The organism is Roseovarius sp. Pro17 (assembly GCF_035599575.1).
Lineage (GTDB): Bacteria > Pseudomonadota > Alphaproteobacteria > Rhodobacterales > Rhodobacteraceae > Roseovarius.
In genome coordinates this window covers 2,740,993-2,759,142 of record NZ_CP141179.1, presented here as the reverse complement: position 1 = coordinate 2,759,142, position 18,150 = coordinate 2,740,993, and the positions used below count along the sequence as shown (strand labels likewise).

Below are 18,150 nucleotides of genomic sequence, written 5' to 3'. Positions count from 1 at the left end.
TAGCATTCTGCGCTAAGGCTGACCGAAAATGGAGAGCCTTGATTATGTCGCTTGAGTTTTTTCTCACTTCGCTCGTGATGGTGCTTTTACCTGGAGCAAGCGTGATCTATACAATGGCCGTCGGCCTGGAGTCACCTACACGCATTTTTCACAAGTATTTTGGCACTGTTGAGAGCCGCTCGAACAGAGTTTATGAACGCAGCCAACTTCAGCTCTCAAACTCCACAAACCCCTTAAATGACAACGAGATGATTGTCCCACATCAGCGTCGTGACATTGCGATTTCCCACACGACCAGCCAGAGCGTTGCGGATATCCCCTGCTCCCGAAGTGATGGTGAAACCGTCGAGGCATGGAGCCACGCCGCAGACATCGGGGAGGTCGACCGTCTCTCTGAGAGTTGCACGGGTGGCATCGTAGAGTTGCAGCAGGCCGCCTCTTGGCGAAGTCACGGCAATCGTGCCAGCGTCGTTCGAATAGGCGATGCTGCCGATGTAGCCATCCATGGCCCGTATATCCTTCGCGCTGGCGGCAAGCAGGTTGATCGCGTTGCCTTGCCGATGTCGGCCCACCAATGTGTCGACCGGGCCGTCGCCCTCCCATTGCATCCCGAAGGCCACGTCTCCCGCCGGATTGAGGGCCAGATGACGGATGGAGTTCTTGTGCAATGCGGAGGGTAGCATTGCCACTTCGCGAACATCGCCATCCTCGACGTAGGCAAGGTTGGGCTGCATCGTCGGGATGTTCAGCTTGGTCCGGCCCGTATCGGGGTGCGTGTCGATACCGCCATTGGCGATGACCAGGGTATCAGACCCGGGAAGGCGTTTGATGTCATGAGGGCCGATGCCCCCGCTATCAAACTCGGCCACGCGCAGATAGCCTGCGGCAACGTCCCAGACGCCGACGCGGCCTCGTCCTGCCTCAAAGTCATTTTCTGTGGTAAAGAGCCAATCGGCGTCGGCTGAAAAGGCACCGTGACCATAGAAGTGTCGACCATGAGGCGACTGCAAGGTCGCCTTGGGGGATCCCGTCACACAGTCAATAACAATCGCGAACGTACCGGGGCGGCGGGCGAATGCGACTGCCTCTGGACGATTGGGATGGGCCGCTGCGGCATGACCCCGGGCGGGCAACGGGATCTGGAACACGACATCGAGGTTTTCACCGATCCCGCACAAGACATATGATCCGTCCGGTTGTGCCGCCGCGGAAAGATAGGCGGGGGAGCCTGCGTCGGCCCATGTCGGCTTGGGGATCAACCCTGCTGCCAAAAGGCCACCTAGAAACTTGCGACGTCCGGTGGTTGGCCCGCTCATTTCAATCTCCGTCCAGCGCATTGAAACCTGCTGACACACCTAGTGTCGGGCCAAGCTCATCCCGCACGATGAAGCGAATTGCGTCGACCTCTTGCTGGATCACTTCGACCATCAACCGACTTTGTGGATCGGCCACGCCCGCAAAGATCGGATCATCCAGGACCGCCAATCGCGTCAGGGCGCGATCAAAGCTGTCATCGATCCGCTGGGCAAGGGGTGCATCGTCGGACGACAAGCGGATCGCCAGGTCACGTAGTGCGGTCAAGCTGAGGTCGACATTATGCGCAGACCGCCCTGATCGCCAGCTTTCGGCCCGCGTCGGGCGGGGTCGATCAAAGGTTCCCAAGGGCCGCCCCAACCTCGTGTCAGACGTGAATTGCAGCCCCGTCGTCAGGGCCTTGAATAACTCCCGCAACACCTCTTCATCTGAACGGTAAGTGCCACCGGAAACGGCTGCCAGCAGTCGCGCCGCATAATCAGACTGCCAGTCATCTCGGATCGCGGCACTTATGGCGGCAATGTCAGCTGTCACCGTTTGGACCAGAGTGCAGCGGTAGTCTGCATCGCCCAATCCGCTTAAGGCCCCGTCATATAGCAAAAATTCCAACGCATAGAATCCCCGGGCGGCGATGGAGACGCGCGCATATTCCTCTGGAGAGGTGGCGATGGCGTCCTGATTTTCGATCAGCGTGGTCAGGGAACGCGGCGTTGCACCCCGGCTGTCTGGCCAGAACGCCAACGCAAAGGCGCGGTTGTTTACTTCAGTGGGGCCAAACCGAAGATGGCTGACCGAAACCCAAGCATCGAAGGCTTCGGCGTATGCCGTGCGGAGTGTGTCGGAAGTAGGGGCGCAGTCGCCTTGGGCGACATCCGCCAAGTGCTGCGATGTTTCCGCCAGGGTGTCAAACCGTGGCAGGATATGCCCGCTCACGATATCCCGGATCACTGGGTTGGTCGTTTCGGCTATGGCGGTGAAGGGCGTCAGCGCCACAGCGATCGCCAAAAGAAAATGTCTCATAGGCTCTCCAGATATGCGATCAGGGCATGCCGATCTGCGGTCTGCATCCGCGATACGGCGTCCCGTTGCGCACGCGCTTCGCCACCATGCCACAAGATGGCTTCCAGTATCGACCGTGCCCGCCCGTCATGCAGGAAATAGGTGTGGCCACTAACCTGTTCGGTCAGGCCAATCCCCCAAAGCGGCGCGGTGCGCCATTCAAGACCCGTCGCCCGTGCTTCGGGCCGATTGTCGGCCAGACCGGGGCCCATGTCATGCAGCAGCATGTCGGTGAAGGGCCAAATCAGTTGGAAGCTCTGTTCGGGCTGTCCCTCAAGCCTGTTGGTCACAAAGCTGGGTGTGTGACACGCCGTGCAGCCTATTTGATAGAACACTTCCTTGCCGTGCAAGACCTGTGGATCATCCATATTGCGGCGGGCGGGAACGCCAAGGTTGCGGCTGTAGAAGGTCACGAGGTCCAGCCCTTCGGCGTCGATCTCGAACACGCGGTCGTCGCCGTCGCCCTGGATCGCGGCCTTGCAATCGGCCTGCAGGTCAGTGCATTCGCCCGCGCCTGCAGTAAAGATCGGGTTTGAAATCCCGATATCGCCCACAAAGGCCGAGGCAGCTTGTTCCAATATCGTTGGATTGCCTGCCTTGTGTCCGAACCGCCCCAGCATCGGTTGGTCCTGGACCACCGACCAGATGATGTTTGGACGACCCGATATACCATCGCCGTCTGCGTCATCGGGGTCAGCGCCCGCCAGAATGTCGGCAGCAGGGATCGCTTCGAGCAGTCCAAGCCCGATCATCTGCGGTGCGACACGCGGGCTGAACATCGCTCCGTGGTGCAGGGGACCATACCCGAGGTCGGCTGCGGTGTAGGTCGGATGGCGCAGCGATATCTCTGTCCCGTCGGCCATTGTGACAACCTCTTCGTCATAGGTGATTTCGAGCCGGTATTCAGAGGCGTGACCCTGCACCGCGAAGTCCTGCAGCTGTGTGCCATAGGTCGGGTCGGGCAGGGATGCGATGTAATCCTCGATCTCCGCAATCGCGTCCTCCGACTTGCCGGGGATCGACACCCTCAGGAACATAGAAATGGCGTTGTCGTCCGGGCCCTGGGGCGGATGTCCACGTCCGTCCTTGATGTGGCAGCGCTGGCAAGACCGCGCGTTGTAAAGGGGACCAAGCCCGTCGGACGCCAGCGTCGAGGACGGCGACGACACCCAGAGCTTGCGGAACAGTCCGTTACCGACCTTGAAGTTCAGCTCATCTTCAAAGGTGATGTTGTCCGACGACTGAGAGAAGGCATCGGCGGTGTTGATCGCCCGCACGGTCGCCGCCCCGGCAGGCCGTTCCTCGAACGGCTGCGGGGCGGAAAAATCTCTCGTCAATGCGGTGACAGCCGCGATCCTTGCCGCCTCGGCTTCGGTCCTTGGAATCACATTCAGGTGCGGGTCTCCAAGGTCGACAAAAGCGCCCTCTGCGAAAGCGACGGTCCCCAGAACCATCGGGATCAGGGCTGTGCTACTCTGCTTCATCCATTTTCGACGCGTTGAGTTGGGCATATTTTTCTTCGCCAAGTTTGGCCACGAGATTGAGCTGGGTTTCAAGAAAGTCGATATGACCTTCCTCGTCGGTGAGCAATTCCTCAAAGATGTTCTTGCTCACGTAGTCGCCGACTTCTTCGCAGTGCTTGCGGGCTTGCTTATAGAATTTTTGCGCATCCTGTTCTGCGGCCAAATCGCATTCGAGCGTCTCTTTCGGCGTCTGGCCGATGCGCAACGGGTCCAGCTTTTGCAGGTTCGGATGGCCGCCCAACAACAAGATACGCGCGATCAGCTTGTCAGCGTGGTGCATCTCTTCGATGCTTTCCTCGCGGGACTTCTTGGCCATATGGCCCAGACCCCAGTCTTCCTGAAGACGGAAGTGGAGCCAGTATTGGCTGACGGCCGTCAGTTCGCTGCGCAGGGCATCGTTGAGGTATTCAATTACTTTCTTGTCACCGTTCATCGCGGTTCTCCTGTGTCTGTCCGCGCCTCAGTTTGCGGAGTTGCATGGGAACTTCCATGTTGGAGTTAGTGCGCATCGTTGTCAAAAACAGTGACATGCAACCGCCGCAGTCAGCGGCCTTTCCCAGCGCGCGATAGATTTTTCCGGGGGTGATGATCGTATGCATATCAGCGGCTCGCATCCAGTCGATGGCCGCGTGGATATCGTGGTCGGTAATTTTCTGGCAGTGACAGATGATCATTGTTGTTTTCCTCAGAACCATATGACGGTGGCCAAACCGACGGCGGTTGACCTTTCACCGCCGACATCAAAACGCGCGACGCCAAAATTCACCTCGACCGTATCGGAGAGAGCACGGTCGACCCCAAGCGCGATCATGTGGTCGGTATCCGCGTCGGAATTGTCCACGATGGTTCCGGTGGCCGAAAACGTCCATTCGTTCGGCGCATACGCCGCGCCCAGCGTGGCATAGGTCGCATCCTCGTCGGTGCCGCCCGCCCCGTTGAAATGCGCCACTTCGGCAATCAAGTCGTAGCCGTTGCCAAAGTCATGGGTCAGACCGGCAACGAGGCCGGTTTCATCCGATACATCGCCCGTGCCTGCCGACAGATGCCGCGCACCGACCCATGCGGTCGTGGCGCCGAACTCTTGGCTGTATTGGATTGATAGGTTGTTGAAATTGCCCGTGTTGCCCACGCCCCCGGCGGCGGTCGAGTTGCGCCCGCGCTTGTCGCCGACGCTGTCGCTCAGGAACGTGTCATCAACGTAGAACACGGCAAAAGACAGCGCGCCGCCTGCGCTACCAAGCGAGGTGTCCACCGCGACCCCGATCATCTCGCTCAGTTCATAATCCTCTGCCAGCGACGTGCCGTAGAACCCCGGTGCCGCGTCCCAGGCGACGGCAAAGACCGGGCTGATCTTTCCCGCAGACACCGTTGTTTCGCCAAAGGCAAAGCGAAAACCGAATTCGCTGACATAGAGCCCCAGATCCTCGAATGCGCGGTCGTCGGTTGGGTCGGTCATGGATTCCAGCGTCAGACCGCCGAACAAGCTGATCCGATCCGTCAGCGCCGCCTCGATCGCGGCTTCCAGCGTGAGATAGGTATCAGTCAGCTCTGCCGCCGAATCATCGGCGCGCACCGTGCTATCCACGCCGATCTCAAGGCTGCCTTCCCAAGTGAACCGGGCGTCTTGCGCCAAGGCAGCCGTGCCGCCAGTCACTGCAAGGCTGCAAAGACCCGCTGTCAGTGTCGTTCTGTACATGTGTTGTTGTCCTGATGTTGCGGATCAACGTTGCTGGCGGTGGCTTGCTGGTTGGATTACTGGAAAACGGCTTCGGGATCGTCGAGGCTGTCGGAGTCCTCGAACGCGATCTGGTCCAGACCGAGGGCCGTGACCACCCGTTCGATTGACCGGGTCTGATCTATGAGGCCGTTCACACCGCCCATGATCAGAGCTTCACCAGCGGTATTCCCGCGCTCGAGCATCTGGTCATAGGCAAACCCCGCCTCGGCCGCCGTCTTGATCCGGCCCAGGGCCATCATGGTGTTGCTGAGCTTGCCGCGCATATCGGCATCAAGATCGGCATCGGTCACCGCAACCATGTCGGACAGCGACGGACCTGACACAAGGCTTCCGTCAACCCGGACGTATTCGCCAAGATATGCGGTCTGAACGCCCAGCCCATCGTAGTAGTGGCTGTTGTGGGTGTTGTCGGAAAAGCAGTCATGCTCTTCTTCGGGATCGTTGAGCATCAGGCCAAGACGCATCCGTTCGCCTGCCTGCTCGCCGTAAGACAGCGACCCCATGCCTGTCAGGATTGCCGCCAGCCCCGCGTTTTCGTCGGCAGTCAGGTTCTCGCGCGCGGCCCCGTCGTCGGCCCATTGCGCCGCCATCCATTCCAGATCCGACACCAGAAGATCGGTCGCGGCCACTAGATACCTACCGCGACGGTCGCAGTTGCCATTTGTGCAGGCGTCACCCGTGGAGTAGTCCGTCCACGGACGGTTGCCGGCGCCTGCACCATGCCCGTTCAGGTCCTGACCCCAGAGCAGGAACTCGATGGCGTGATAGCCAGTCGCGACGTTCGCTTCGACGCCGTCAGCTTCATGCAGGGTTTCGGACAGAAAGGTCGGCGTGATCGCCGAGGCGTCAATCTCGGACCCAGACAGCGTAAAACTGGGGTTGGCGACCACGTTGAGGGCTGCGAACTCGTTTTCGTCGGATGACCCGCCATAGGAGGCATCGACATAGTCGATCAGCCCCTCGTCAAGCGGCCAAGCGTTCACCTTGCCTTCCCAGTCGTCCACGATGGGGTTTCCAAAGCGGTAAACCTCCGTCTGCTGATAGGGAACACGCGCCGCCAACCACGCCGTGCGGGCAGCGGTCAGGTTTTCGGACGAGGGGTCAGACACCAACGCGTCCACGGCCTGCCGCAAACGCTGTGCGGTGATCATACTGTCCTGGTACTTTGCCGCTGCGATATCGGCATAGGTGTCCAGCACCTGCGCCTTTTCAACGGCAATGGCTGGTGAGGCCAGTGCCAGAATGGCCATGGTCGTCATAAGTGGAAGTCGGTTCATGGATCTGTCCCTTTAGTGAAGTGTCGTCGGTGCCATGTTGATGGCGGTTATGTCGCGAGGGGCGTTCAGGTGCATCCGCTTCAGGGCGCGCCCAAAATCAGCGGCACAGGCGACGACCAGCGGGGCCACGTCGGCGCGTACAAGCAGGGTGGCGATGAGCATGGCATCCTCGCGCTTCCCCTCTGCCGCCATCGCGACGAAATTGGCGAAACAGGATTCGTCCGCGCCAAGACATTTGCACCGCACCGCATGACGCACCAGCAATCGCCGCCCGTACTGTGTACAAAGACTACACAGCATTTCAAAGGATTGGACGGCTCTGCGGCCACCACCAACCCCCAGCCCCGCCGCAAAGTCGTTCCAGACCCGAGTTTGCGCCTCCGGCCCATCCGACCACAGGCGCAGATAAATGACCGAGGCGGCTTCGATCGCGTCCAGTTCAGCGACGTAACCAACGGTTGCGCCGCCGCGTGTGTTCTGTGCGCCGTTCATTTGGTCAGGATCAATTTGCCAGCTCGCGTAATCCGCAGGGTGTACGACTGACCGTCCAGCACAATCTGTGGCAGGTCGCCGTCTTCGGTCAGCTCAGTGGCACTGTAGGTCGGCAGAGGATTCAGCGCTGCCTGCTTTGTCGGAGTGGAATGAATGCTCATGACGGACCTCGTTCGGACTGCGAAGCATGATCGAGTATCCATTCGAGGGGCACACCCTCTGAAGCGACATCGGAGGCCAGCATTTCAAGTCCTGCGGCTCGGACAAGATATTCATGACAATCATCATGGAAAGCTGGCTTTGTTGTCTCGAGTGATTGGCGCATCATGGAAGTCCTCACATTTCATATGTGTCGGGCTTCCCCTCAACGAAAGATTCGGGGTGGCTTGACTGATGGTAAATCTGAGTGAAGTCGTAGGACATGTCAATCCGACAAATTTAGTCAGATATGGTCGGAAGAACCGCTTTCTGAGGAGGAAACAGAAAACGAGCATTCATGCGGGAAATTGATTGACGAATTTCTTTGGGTTTCAGAAGTTACAATAAGGCGCAGTTATCATCGCGGGTCGTTCCTCAAACGTGCAACGGTAATAGGGACCTTTCATCCCTGTCCTGAACCCAAAGTATGCAGCTGCGAGACACTCTAGAAAGTGTCAGGTCAGACGGGGCGACGGCGCAGCTTGCCCTTCATCCGCATCCCGTCGCGCATGTTGAGGCCCAGCAGCGTGATGTTTACCGCGCCCGCGATCAGCTCCAGCTTCTGAATTGTGTAAAATCCCATATCGAACACCTCTGTCTGCGCCTTGAAAGACAGATAGAGCGCCGAGGGAATCAGGATCAGAAGACCGTTCGCAGCAATGAATGGCATGCGCTTCTGTTTCCTTTCCACCAGCGGCCCACGCCGTTTTTTCGACAGACGAAATCCCGAGAGTCCCACCGCTGCCAGCGCTGGAATGAGAATCAAGAACCCCCAAAAACAGCGTTTTTCAACACAATCTCGGCAAAGCAGCCATCTATGCACGTCGAGACGAATGGCAACCCGTTGCGAAGCGGATACAATCCGCCCGTCATATCTGCCATTCGCCTTTTGGTAGTGCGGGGCAACGGGTTAACCTATAGATCAAATCGTGAATCCAAGTTGACGTTGGCCAATGTTTGACGATTTTTCGAAATATGTTCGGGGTTATCAAAGCGCTACCGATACCGGTTTTGCTCTGACGAATTGTCAGAAGAACAACCTAAGAGAGTGCAGGCCGTCGCGCGGCAGTCGGGACAGCAACCGATGAAAACGATAGACAGCCTCCTCGTCACCTACGATTTCGATGGCCTTGCTACAGCCGGATATCACTTGGCCCTGCGCGTGGGGTTCGCGTTTCCAGAATATCAGCGCAACTCGCTGCCGCAAGATTGGGTCGATATCTACACGAAGAACGGATTGATGATCTTCGATCCAGTCATCCACTGGATCTATGACAACTCAGGTCACACCCGGTGGAGCGCGATTTCCAATAGGGATGAACGCAATGTGCTGACATCTGCGGCGTCGTTTGGAATGCGCTATGGTGCTGCGATTAGTGTCATGCACCACGACGCGCCGGGCCTGCGCTCATTTGGTTCCTTCGCGCGCTCTGATCGCGAATTCAAGGATCAGGAGCTTGAATTTCTGAGCCGTGCGGTCGATGAACTGCATCATGCGCTTGCGCCGGAGCGTGCCTTGACCAAGGCCGAGATCGATGCACTCGAAATGCTTTCGTCGGGTTTGATGTTGAAAGAAATCGCCTATCGTCTGGGCATCAGCGAAAGTGCCGTAAAGTTGCGACTGACCAACGCCCGCTCAAAGCTGGGCGCGCGCACCAATACGCAAGCTGTCGGTCAAGCGAAAGCATACGGCTGGATTTAAGCGCCACGACACCACATTAATGCCATGGACTCTCCCGTGAGGGGAAGTCGGCTGCGCGAAACTCGCGCAGGTTAATATCTCAAGTAATGTGAGCATGGCAAATGAATAACAAAATCAATGGAATAACCTTCGATCTGTCCGATATGCATCTGCACGGCTCGGCGTTTTATGATTTTCTAGGTCTGCGCAAGCGGTTTTTCGTGGATACGCTGGCCTGGGACATTCCGCACAATAGCGATGTCGAGATGGACCAATACGACAATCCCACTGCTGCGTATTCAGTGGCGATGATGAATGGACGGTTGGTCGGCGGGGCGCGTCTCATGCGGTTTTTCGACAAATGGGGCAGCCATGGCTGCATGCTTCAGGATGCGGCTGAGGGACGGATCGACGGCATTCCGGCCGATCTTCTTCCTCGGGCTCATAGGTTCGCCAATTCTTCGGAATGCACCCGACTTGTCCTGTCGGATCAGCTTACCTCTCAGGATGACAGGCAGGAGGCCCTTGGTCTGGTCGTGCAGGGGCTTGTGAAGCTGGCGATCAATCAGGGGTCCGCTGATCTGGTGACGCTGACAGTTCCAGGCTTCCGCCGGTCGCTGCGCAAACTGGGCTATGACGTCGAGCAGGTGGGCGAAAAATACCGGAACAAGCATGACGGACGGTCCTATGCGATCCTGTCAATGCCCGCCGCCCACGCGACCGCCACGGCTCCTTTGTGGCAGCAAGCAAATGTTTGACACAATGACCATTGATCGTTAACGATTTGGTGTCTCGGAAAAGCACGATTGAGCACTACCTTGCTTTGGGCGAGCGGATTTAGGGTCGATGCAAGAAATCATAAGCAAAACGGACGAACGTTATCTTGTGCTGGACTTCTGGCTGCTTCTGATTCCGTCTGCCAACCTCAACCGATCCCCGAAAAAAGTGGCGACACCGTGCAAGGCATAGGGTGGGTTGCGATGGTCCGGCGAAGACTGCAATTGTGTTTGCGCGGGGCCGGATGCGGCCCTGTCAAAACAGATTGCCGGAGAGTAGCGTGAGACTTACCGATCAACTCAGATCGTTATTGACGCGATTGAAGCAGCAGAGCCCTTGTGGTTTTGCGACCGCTTTTCAGGTCAACTTCGCCACTCCCAGATATCTATTCCAAACCTATGATGACGAATGGATGAATTATTATTCCAAGATGGGAATCGTGATGAAGGATCCGGCCGTCAAGTGGGGGTTTAGCAATGACGGGATCGCATCCTGGTCCGACCTCCTGGAGCTGGATGAGCACGGTGTTTTCGAGAAGGCCACAGAGTTCGGTCTGAAGTACTGGGCGGTCATGGCGACCTCTTATGGCGGTTCGAAAAGCATCGGTGCCTTCTCGCGGTCGGACAGGGATTTCACCGCCACGGAACGCGATGAGCTCTTCGCCGATTTTGAAAGCCTACACCGCCTGACGCTTCAGGGACCGGAAGCCGAACCCGAATTCGGCGAAATGCTGCTGGATCTGTCAATCCGGCACACACATCCCCGAGGCTGAACGCACGGTGATTTCATTGGTAGCTCCTCAGCTCAATGTGGTGACGACCCGGCGGCGAGATCGCAAGACCGCCCCGCACGATCCGGGCCTCAGCATCTTGTAGAGATGAACGTCATTAGGCCAATGTCGATGTAGTTTCCGATGTCGAGAAACGGCGTATGAAATCACTAAGGCAGATCGAGGATTAGCTGCCAAGCTGGGGGCTGACGCCTGTGATGAAGGCCCCCTAGGCAATGCGCTGGATCGCGATCCATGGCGGTTGTGACGGTGATGCCGATTGAGGACTGCGAAGATCAGCTTCGTCGCCGGAACGGATAGGGCAATGTAAATTTGGCTCTCATTCAGCATTCAAACGCCAGTTGAGCGTGTGCTTTCCAATCTGGATATAGACCTGTCGACGCGGCGCAAGCGGATCACCTTCTACCGAGATACGGAGGTGGTTCCAGATTTGATGTTGCACATGATGATCCTCATCAAGGCCGGGCTTGGATATGGGGCCGACAACTCAATCGCATAGAGGTCAATGGACTTATCATCCTTTCGTCGAGCCGGGTCTGGCCTTTCCGTATCAAACCCGGCTCGGATCTGTCATGCGATCGCGTGGGATGTCGGTGGGCGTGGCACCATCCTTGCCTCTTCAGCACCTTGCAACTCACCCATTGAGTCGGCTGACTTGGTGATCGGCTGCACCCCTGGGGGTTTAAAGCCCAGTCGCTCGAGCCGTTCTGGATAAAAAATTTCACCTTCAGGTGTGGTTTCGATGTGCGATATCCCTCAAAAAGTTGATTGGCGGCTCTAGGCCGCTTTGCCCAGCACACGGACCAGATCAAAAAGACGCCGCCGCTGTTGGTCAGGTAACGCGTAGTAGAACCGCAGCAGATTGACGGCTTCCTTGTCCGTCAGAGTGTCGCAGGGCAGATCATCTGCATTGTTCTGGATCTGAGTATCGGGCTCCAATCCTTCAAAAAAGAATGACACGGGCACACTCAACAAGTTCGCAATATCCCACAGCCGGGAAGCGCTGACGCGGTTCATGCCTGATTCATATTTTTGAATTTGTTGGAATTTAATTCCGACAAATTCCGCAAGCTGTTGCTGTGTAGTGCCGTTCACCAAACGTCGGTAGCGAATGCGCTTGCCAACATGGGTGTCTACAGCATGTTTTATGGTAATATGCGATTCCGGCATTTAGCGCAGCCGCGGCAAGGCTGACATCGTGACGCTACGCATCTCATTACCTTCGGGTCGATAGACTTGAGAGGTTTGATGATTGAGCAGTGGGCATGCGCCTTTGCGGTCGGCCATATTATGTTCCTTTCTAAAGAATGAGAGTGTGGCAAGCGGCAGCAGCATGAACATCAAGCTGCCGAAAATCGCCATTGGACTAGGTGTTTCAGGAAGAGAGGATGACCGGCATCATCCCGCACCTGTTCACGGACGCGGGGCGTGAGGTGAATGGAACTGCCCCCTGGCATGGCAAGAGGCACGGTTAGGTCGTCCGGCACGCCGGATCGAACTTTTGGCCGGTCAAAGGCGCCAGCGCAGAGCGATCTCCGGGGCAGAACCCGGTGTATCAAAGTCCCCCGCACTGGCGGTGACAGCATCTTCAGGATGAGTGTAGCAATCGAAAAGCTGTGGTTTTGCGAGCGTCTGGCGGTCATTGGAATTTCTGTCACACTACGTTCGGCGCAGCACGGCTTTGAACGCCCCGGCCAGAATGGCCAGATCGTTCGCGAAGGACAGGGTCCGGTTATATCGGGCATCGCAGACTGCACGTTGCGAAAGGGTCAGATAAGGCTGATCAGAAATTTGGCAAAGACCAGTGATGCCAGGTTGCAGATCGTAGTAATCTCCGCCGGGATAAAGCGCCGTCGGCGAGGTCACCATCGGTCGTGGGCCTACAAGGCTCATATCACCGGCCAGCACGTTGAAGAACTGTGGCAGTTCGTCAAAAGAGGATTTGCGCAGGAATTGTCCGAAACCGGTAAGGCGGGAAGCATCGAGCGAATCTGGCCCATTCCCGCACTCATGATGCCGGTGGTGCTCCAACCAAACATCAGCATCTTTCACCATAAGACGCAACTTCCACACCCGATAGATGTGCCCGTTCTTGCCAATCTGATCCTGCCGGTAGAATGGCTTGCCACCGTCAAGTGCAATCAGAAGGGCTAAAATGCCGGTGATCGGTATTACGAGGGGCAGGACCAACAGCGTCAAGACGACGTCAAAGACACGCTTGCCTAACACACGATAAAGTTCAGATTGAGGGGCGGATCCAACTCTCTCGAAACAGTTGGAATTTTCGTTGTTCACAATATTTCTCGACCTTTAGCGCTCTCATGCTCGATACGGAAAGCAGCGACATCGCAGCATTCGGCAGAAGTCGATCCAGCAATAAAAATGTTGTGCGGGAACTCGTTAACCAGATCACTATAAACACCTGCACACTTCGGTTCCTAACTGTGTTCAAGATGGGTCGGCTACCTGTCTTTTAGGACAGGTCGGGGCACTGTCATAGCGATGGAGCTTGAGTAGGGCACGGCGGTCTCGTGGCTTTCCAAGAGCTATGCCTGAATCCGGGTGACGCGGCCTGATCAGGCTGCGCTGATTTGTGTGGCGACTGTCACCTCGACGCCGTTTCGGCAATTGATGCCTTCGATGGCTTTCGGAAACTGATTTCTGCCGTTCAGCCTCCGCCATGATTTTGTAGCGAACTGGATCAGGGTAAAGACGACTTTGATGATGTAACCGCCCTCCGGCGACATCATCATCAAAGCCGGTTCTGCACCGTCCGGAATTCGCCTTGACCTTCCAAAAGCGACCCCCCATCGTTAGCGCTATGCTCAACGGCACCCAATATGCCGGTTTGGTTAAGGAAAAGGAGAAAGAAATGACTTTCGGACTCAAAAGACTCGCACTGGTAGGATGGATGGGCGTCAGCCTGGCGCTGGGTGGTGCGGCCTACGCCGAGACCGCCAAGGTGGCGACCGATCCCAGCTTTGTTCCGTTCGAGATGATGGACAAGGATACCGGCGAAATGACCGGGTTCGACATGGATATGATCCGCGAACTGGCAAAGCGGGCCGGCTTTGAGGTTGACATCAACACTATGGATTTCAACGGCATCATTCCTGCCTTGCAAACCGGCAGTGTCGACATTGCGATCGCCGGCATGACCATCACGGACGAGCGAGCGGAGATCGTAGATTTCTCGGACCCCTATTATGACAGCGGCCTGCAAATCCTGATCGGCGCATACAATGAAGACGTCAAAACCATCGACGATCTGAAAGGTATGACGATCGGCACCAAGATCGGTTCGACCAGCTTTGACTATCTGACCAACAAGTTCGGCAGCGACGCCACGATCACGCCTTTCCCCGGATCGAGCGACATGTATCTGGCACTGATGGGCGGCAACGTCGATGCGGTTTTCTACGATGCGCCGAACGTCGGCTACTTTGCCAAAACCCGTGGCGAGGGACGCGTCAAGGTCGTCGGTCCTCTTTACGAAGGCCAGCAGTACGGCATCGCCTTTGCCAAGGGCAGCGATCTGCGCGAGCCGATCAACAAGGCTCTGAGCGAGATGCGCGAAGATGGCACCTACGATAAGATTCACAGCGACTATTTTGGCGCTGCCGGAGACAAGTGATCCGGTGGACCTGATGGTGGTCGTGGGAATGATGACCGCCGTGCCCTGACGCCTCGCCTTCCCGGGAAAGATCACCCCGGGGAGGCGCTATAGTTAAGACCTACTTCCCCATGACGGAGCCTTGCTTGTGAACGCCTCATTCGAATTCGACTGGCAGGCTGCCTTTGACTCCGTCCCATATTTGCTGGCTGGTATACCCTACACGCTACTGATTTCGTTCGGGGGGCTGTTCATCGGCTTCGTGATTGGCATGATCTTCGGGCTCCTGCGCCTCAGCCCGGCACCCTGGTTCCGCTGGCCTGCCATCGCCTATATCGAGATATTTCGCGGGACTCCGGTGCTGGTCCAGGTGCTATTCATCTTTTACGGTCTGCCGCAGCTTCTGGGGGCGCCGATCGACGCCATCACCGCTGGCATCGCCGCCATCGCAGTGAACTCGGGCGCCTATATTTCGGAAGTCGTGCGTGGCGGCGTGCAGTCCATCGAGCGCGGCCAACGTGAAGCCGGAGTGTCTCTGGGGCTGACGAGGACACAGACCTTTCGATACGTGATCTGGCCGCAGGGCTTCCGACGTATGATCCCGGCGCTCGGCAATCAGGGGATCATCAGCATCAAAGACACCTCGCTTTTCGCCGTTATCGGGGTAGGTGAACTGGTGCGGCAGGGTCAAATCTATATCGCGACGACATTCAGGGCGCTGGAAGTTTATCTGATGGTCGCGCTACTTTATCTGGCAATCACGCTGACGCTGTCGTTGGCATTGCGACTGCTGGAACGCAAGGGGTTGGTGGGCCAATGAACGAACAAAACGTCAAAAGGGTCGATACCAGCGCCGCCCCTATCGTGCGTATGGAGAAACTGAACAAGCACTTCGGTAAACTGCATGTCCTCAACGACGTCGATCTGTCCGTCATTCCCGGTGAGGTCGTCGTCATCATAGGCGCTAGCGGTTCGGGAAAATCCACTCTCATTCGCTGTATCAACGGTTTGGAAGAGTTCCAAAAAGGTCACCTCGAAGTCGACGGCAAGGTTTTGGAGCCGAACGGCAAATCAGGTCGTGCCCTGCAGCAGATCCGCACCGAAGTCGGCATGGTGTTTCAGCAGTTTAATCTGTTTCCGCATCTGAGTGTTGTGGACAATATTACCCTCGCCCCTATGAAAGTGCGCAGCGCCAGCCGTGCAGAGGCAAAACAGACTGCACTGCGCCTGCTAGAGCGTGTCGGGATCGCCGATCAAGCTGACAAGTATCCCAGCCAGCTATCGGGCGGCCAGCAACAACGCGTTGCACTGGCTCGCGCGCTGGCGATGGAACCGCGGCTAATGTTGTTCGATGAACCGACATCGGCACTGGATCCGGAAATGATCGGTGAGGTGCTGGACGCGATGCGTGAACTGGCTCGCGAAGGCATGACCATGGTCATCGTCACCCACGAGATGAACTTTGCCCGTGAAGTCGCCGACCGGGTGATTTACATCCACAAGGGCGAAATAGTGGAGCAAGGCACACCGGACGAAGTGTTCGACAATCCGCAGAATGAGCGCACGCAGAGTTTCTTGGCGCGGGTTCTAACCCACTGAATACGATGCAAATTATCTGACGTCAGCGCCTATGAGTCCAAATAGGTTAATTTGATAATAGGGCTGTTGGCTCATCGTAAGGGACTGTTGCATTAGTCCGAATGGGCTGGCAATTGACCGAAACATCGCAAGTCGCAGGCTATATGTGGACATACTATCTCAGTATATATCTATATGTACCCTGTCGCGAGAAGTCAGAACTATAGTTGATGCAACAGTCCCGCCCTTTGAATGCCAGTGTAATCGGCGTTTCCGTAGGGGCAGGGTTACGTCCCCGTTTGCAGTCAGAACCGATGTCGGCGCGTTAGGTACAGAGCGGGTAGCAAATTACCCGACATCGTCGACCGGAGGCAGGAACCAAGCCATCAATCCCGCCAGCGGCAGGAACGAGCATATGCGATAGACTGTCTCGACGCCGTAGCTGTCGGCCAGCACTCCCAGAAAACCTGCGGCCACACCGCCGAGCCCAAAGTTAAGCCCATAGAACAGCCCGCCGATTAGCCCAATCCTGTTGGGCAACAGGTCCATCGCATAAATCAGGATCGATGCGAACGCGCTGGCCATGATCAGGTTGATTATGATCGTCAGCATGCCGGTCCAGAACAGGTCCGCGTAGGGCAGGATCAATGTCAGAGGCAATGGCCCGAGCACCGAGATCCAGATAATCCGGTAGCGCCCAATCCGGTCCCCGACGATCCCGCCGATCAGCACCCCCACCGCCGCCGCCAGCAGGAAAACGAACAGCATCATCTGCGAGGCGGGGATCGAAAGCCCAAAGCGTTCGATCAGGTAGAACGTATAGAAGGACCGGAAACTTTCGCCGTAGAAGTTCTTGGTGAACATCAGAAAGGTCAGGACGAAAAGGCCGATGCTGATGGTCAGCGGCGCGTGTGCCTGCACTTCCACCTCCGCCTTGCGCCGCGCGCGCAATGCAAGGAATTCGGCGCTGATCTGGCGCTGTTTGCTACCGATCCAAACCAGGAGCATCATCGCCACCAGGGCCAGTACCGCGAACCACGCCAGACTGGGCTGCCCCCACGGCACGATGATCAAAGCTGCAAACACCGGCCCCAGCGCGCCGCCCGCCTGGCCGCCGACCTGAAATATCCCCTGCGCAAGACCCTGCCTGCCGCCTGCGGCATAGCGCGCCATCCGCGTCGCTTCGGGGTGAAAAATCGACGACCCGATGCCGATCAGGGCGACCGAAACGAGGATCATCGCATAGCTGGCGGCGAAGGCTAGGCCGACCAGACCGGACAGGGTGAACATCATCCCCACGACCGGTGAATAGGGCGCGGGATACTTGTCGGTCACCATGCCCATTATCGGTTGCAGCATGGCACCGGCGACCTGGAACGTCAGTGTGATCATGCCGATCTGGACGAAATCCAGCGCGTAGCCTTCCTTGAGGATCGGGTAGGACGCAGGGATCAGCGATTGCATCAAATCGTTCAGCAGATGGCTGGACCCTAGGATGACAAGCACGGAAAGATAGGTTTTCGAGCGGGCTGCGGTCGTCATGCTGCTCAACTTTCAAATGCTAGGGATCAACCACTATTCGGTCCAATTGCACACATGATATTGCGAGCCGCAAGTGTTCTGCGGGTTTGTCGAAGCCATTTCTTGCCCGACCGTTGAGTCAATGTGCTTAAGGCAATCCGTAACGTGAATCGATGCTAAGTCTGCAATGGCTGGACATCCCGGGGGAACGCCGAAATTCACCGACAAGATCGCGTTGAATATTCTTCCAGCTTTTGAAACGGGAGCGGATCAGACAACGGCGGACATACCTCACACGCGGCGCCGCAAGGCAAGACGTGTTCGATTGCACCGAGATATTTTACAACCCAACACGCAAGCACACCAACAACGGCACGCTGTCGCCAGTTGACTATGAAATCAAACAACAGAGAATGAACGACGCAGGCGTCCAGGAAACTAGGGGCACCTCAATTCGTCAGAGCGGAGGGGCTTGGAATGGTCCATTGGATAACCTCACTTTGGTTGATGTTTCCTATTACAGCCTCAACCTTTTCGAGGACGATGCAGTTCTAGTCGCCAAGGAGTGCAGGCGGGAAGCCGCCCAGCC

The 18,150-nt window shown here is 57.0% G+C and carries 20 protein-coding genes and 2 pseudogenes; 7 read left to right on the top strand and 15 right to left on the bottom strand.

All coding sequences use genetic code 11. From position 1 onward, the window contains the following. Positions 1-233: 233 nt before the first annotated feature. From U3654_RS13425 to U3654_RS13380, 10 genes are all read right to left on the bottom strand, one after another. Positions 234-1,316, bottom strand: a complete 1,083-nt coding sequence (locus U3654_RS13425; RefSeq protein ID WP_324752050.1) for a DUF1513 domain-containing protein — start codon at positions 1,314-1,316, stop codon at positions 234-236. 1 nt (position 1,317) lies between these two features. Beyond that, complete coding sequence (locus U3654_RS13420) at positions 1,318-2,334, bottom strand: imelysin family protein (protein ID WP_324752049.1); 1,017 nt, start codon at positions 2,332-2,334, stop codon at positions 1,318-1,320. Beyond that, a complete protein-coding gene (locus U3654_RS13415; protein ID WP_324755290.1) occupies positions 2,331-3,827 on the bottom strand; it encodes a di-heme oxidoredictase family protein in 1,497 nt (498 codons plus the stop codon). Before U3654_RS13415 ends, U3654_RS13420 begins: the two co-directional genes overlap by 4 nt. Positions 3,828-3,843: 16 nt before the next feature. After that, entirely contained in the window at positions 3,844-4,329 is a 486-nt protein-coding gene (gene bfr / locus U3654_RS13410; RefSeq protein ID WP_324752048.1) for a bacterioferritin, read from the bottom strand. Continuing rightward, the gene (locus U3654_RS13405) at positions 4,319-4,570 is read right to left on the bottom strand and encodes a (2Fe-2S)-binding protein (RefSeq protein WP_324755289.1); all 252 of its coding nucleotides are present in this window, start codon (positions 4,568-4,570) and stop codon (positions 4,319-4,321) included. The genes bfr and U3654_RS13405 overlap by 11 nt, the downstream gene beginning before the upstream one ends. 11 nt (positions 4,571-4,581) lie before the next feature. After that, the gene (locus U3654_RS13400) at positions 4,582-5,592 is read right to left on the bottom strand and encodes a porin (protein ID WP_324752047.1); all 1,011 of its coding nucleotides are present in this window, start codon (positions 5,590-5,592) and stop codon (positions 4,582-4,584) included. A 56-nt stretch (positions 5,593-5,648) separates the two neighbouring features. Then, entirely contained in the window at positions 5,649-6,911 is a 1,263-nt protein-coding gene (locus U3654_RS13395) for an imelysin family protein (RefSeq protein WP_324752046.1), read from the bottom strand. Positions 6,912-6,923: 12 nt separating this feature from the next. Further along, positions 6,924-7,403, bottom strand: coding sequence for a hypothetical protein (locus U3654_RS13390; protein ID WP_324752045.1), 480 nt, complete (start codon positions 7,401-7,403; stop codon positions 6,924-6,926). Next, on the bottom strand, positions 7,400-7,564 hold the full coding sequence (gene hemP, locus U3654_RS13385) for a hemin uptake protein HemP (RefSeq protein ID WP_324752044.1): 165 nt from the start codon (positions 7,562-7,564) through the stop codon (positions 7,400-7,402). Before hemP ends, U3654_RS13390 begins: the two co-directional genes overlap by 4 nt. A gap of 497 nt (positions 7,565-8,061) precedes the next feature. Further along, complete coding sequence (locus U3654_RS13380) at positions 8,062-8,271, bottom strand: hypothetical protein (protein ID WP_324752043.1); 210 nt, start codon at positions 8,269-8,271, stop codon at positions 8,062-8,064. Positions 8,272-8,685: 414 nt separating this feature from the next. Between U3654_RS13380 and U3654_RS13375 the strand changes: the two genes are divergently transcribed. From U3654_RS13375 to U3654_RS13365, 3 genes are all read left to right on the top strand, one after another. Then, the gene (locus U3654_RS13375) at positions 8,686-9,303 is read left to right on the top strand and encodes a helix-turn-helix transcriptional regulator (RefSeq protein ID WP_324752042.1); all 618 of its coding nucleotides are present in this window, start codon (positions 8,686-8,688) and stop codon (positions 9,301-9,303) included. A 101-nt stretch (positions 9,304-9,404) separates the two neighbouring features. Further along, complete coding sequence (locus U3654_RS13370; RefSeq protein ID WP_324752041.1) at positions 9,405-10,040, top strand: acyl-homoserine-lactone synthase; 636 nt, start codon at positions 9,405-9,407, stop codon at positions 10,038-10,040. Between the two features lie 299 nt (positions 10,041-10,339). Continuing rightward, positions 10,340-10,831 carry an autoinducer binding domain-containing protein gene (locus U3654_RS13365; RefSeq protein ID WP_324752040.1) on the top strand — a complete coding sequence of 164 codons (492 nt, stop codon included), beginning with the start codon at positions 10,340-10,342 and terminating at the stop codon, positions 10,829-10,831. Between the two features lie 795 nt (positions 10,832-11,626). Here U3654_RS13365 and U3654_RS13360 read toward each other — a convergent pair. The 4 genes and pseudogenes from U3654_RS13360 to U3654_RS13345 form a co-directional block, all read right to left on the bottom strand. After that, positions 11,627-11,998 carry a helix-turn-helix transcriptional regulator gene (locus U3654_RS13360; protein ID WP_324755288.1) on the bottom strand — a complete coding sequence of 124 codons (372 nt, stop codon included), beginning with the start codon at positions 11,996-11,998 and terminating at the stop codon, positions 11,627-11,629. 21 nt (positions 11,999-12,019) lie between these two features. Further along, the gene (locus U3654_RS13355; RefSeq protein ID WP_324752039.1) at positions 12,020-12,211 is read right to left on the bottom strand and encodes a hypothetical protein; all 192 of its coding nucleotides are present in this window, start codon (positions 12,209-12,211) and stop codon (positions 12,020-12,022) included. A 297-nt stretch (positions 12,212-12,508) separates the two neighbouring features. Beyond that, positions 12,509-13,144, bottom strand: coding sequence for a sugar transferase (locus U3654_RS13350; RefSeq protein WP_324752038.1), 636 nt, complete (start codon positions 13,142-13,144; stop codon positions 12,509-12,511). A gap of 281 nt (positions 13,145-13,425) precedes the next feature. Next, positions 13,426-13,566: pseudogene (locus U3654_RS13345) on the bottom strand (IS256 family transposase); the annotation flags it as partial. A gap of 155 nt (positions 13,567-13,721) precedes the next feature. Between U3654_RS13345 and U3654_RS13340 the strand changes: the two are divergent. From U3654_RS13340 to U3654_RS13330, 3 genes are all read left to right on the top strand, one after another. Further along, on the top strand, positions 13,722-14,483 hold the full coding sequence (locus tag U3654_RS13340; RefSeq protein WP_324752037.1) for a transporter substrate-binding domain-containing protein: 762 nt from the start codon (positions 13,722-13,724) through the stop codon (positions 14,481-14,483). A 127-nt stretch (positions 14,484-14,610) separates the two neighbouring features. Further along, a complete protein-coding gene (locus tag U3654_RS13335; RefSeq protein ID WP_324752036.1) occupies positions 14,611-15,282 on the top strand; it encodes an amino acid ABC transporter permease in 672 nt (223 codons plus the stop codon). Then, positions 15,279-16,061 carry an amino acid ABC transporter ATP-binding protein gene (locus U3654_RS13330; protein ID WP_324752035.1) on the top strand — a complete coding sequence of 261 codons (783 nt, stop codon included), beginning with the start codon at positions 15,279-15,281 and terminating at the stop codon, positions 16,059-16,061. Before U3654_RS13335 ends, U3654_RS13330 begins: the two co-directional genes overlap by 4 nt. 327 nt (positions 16,062-16,388) lie before the next feature. Here U3654_RS13330 and U3654_RS13325 read toward each other — a convergent pair whose 3' ends face one another. Then, positions 16,389-17,582 (bottom strand): MFS transporter, encoded by a 1,194-nt coding sequence (locus tag U3654_RS13325; protein ID WP_324752034.1) that lies wholly within the window; start codon positions 17,580-17,582, stop codon positions 16,389-16,391. 221 nt (positions 17,583-17,803) lie between these two features. Between U3654_RS13325 and U3654_RS13320 the strand changes: the two are divergent. Then, positions 17,804-17,959, top strand: a pseudogene (locus tag U3654_RS13320) (IS3 family transposase); the annotation flags it as partial. Positions 17,960-18,150 lie beyond the last annotated feature (191 nt).

Coding starts and splice junctions, on each gene's coding strand:
- U3654_RS13425 (WP_324752050.1), bottom strand. CDS start 1,316: ATGAGCGGGCCAACCACCGGACGTCGCAAGTTTCTAGGTGGCCTTTTG.
- U3654_RS13420 (WP_324752049.1), bottom strand. CDS start 2,334: ATGAGACATTTTCTTTTGGCGATCGCTGTGGCGCTGACGCCCTTCACC.
- U3654_RS13415 (WP_324755290.1), bottom strand. CDS start 3,827: ATGGTTCTGGGGACCGTCGCTTTCGCAGAGGGCGCTTTTGTCGACCTT.
- bfr (WP_324752048.1), bottom strand. CDS start 4,329: ATGAACGGTGACAAGAAAGTAATTGAATACCTCAACGATGCCCTGCGC.
- U3654_RS13405 (WP_324755289.1), bottom strand. CDS start 4,570: ATGATCATCTGTCACTGCCAGAAAATTACCGACCACGATATCCACGCG.
- U3654_RS13400 (WP_324752047.1), bottom strand. CDS start 5,592: ATGTACAGAACGACACTGACAGCGGGTCTTTGCAGCCTTGCAGTGACT.
- U3654_RS13395 (WP_324752046.1), bottom strand. CDS start 6,911: ATGAACCGACTTCCACTTATGACGACCATGGCCATTCTGGCACTGGCC.
- U3654_RS13390 (WP_324752045.1), bottom strand. CDS start 7,403: ATGAACGGCGCACAGAACACACGCGGCGGCGCAACCGTTGGTTACGTC.
- hemP (WP_324752044.1), bottom strand. CDS start 7,564: ATGAGCATTCATTCCACTCCGACAAAGCAGGCAGCGCTGAATCCTCTG.
- U3654_RS13380 (WP_324752043.1), bottom strand. CDS start 8,271: ATGCCATTCATTGCTGCGAACGGTCTTCTGATCCTGATTCCCTCGGCG.
- U3654_RS13375 (WP_324752042.1), top strand. CDS start 8,686: ATGAAAACGATAGACAGCCTCCTCGTCACCTACGATTTCGATGGCCTT.
- U3654_RS13370 (WP_324752041.1), top strand. CDS start 9,405: ATGAATAACAAAATCAATGGAATAACCTTCGATCTGTCCGATATGCAT.
- U3654_RS13355 (WP_324752039.1), bottom strand. CDS start 12,211: ATGGCGATTTTCGGCAGCTTGATGTTCATGCTGCTGCCGCTTGCCACA.
- U3654_RS13340 (WP_324752037.1), top strand. CDS start 13,722: ATGACTTTCGGACTCAAAAGACTCGCACTGGTAGGATGGATGGGCGTC.
- U3654_RS13330 (WP_324752035.1), top strand. CDS start 15,279: ATGAACGAACAAAACGTCAAAAGGGTCGATACCAGCGCCGCCCCTATC.
- U3654_RS13325 (WP_324752034.1), bottom strand. CDS start 17,582: ATGACGACCGCAGCCCGCTCGAAAACCTATCTTTCCGTGCTTGTCATC.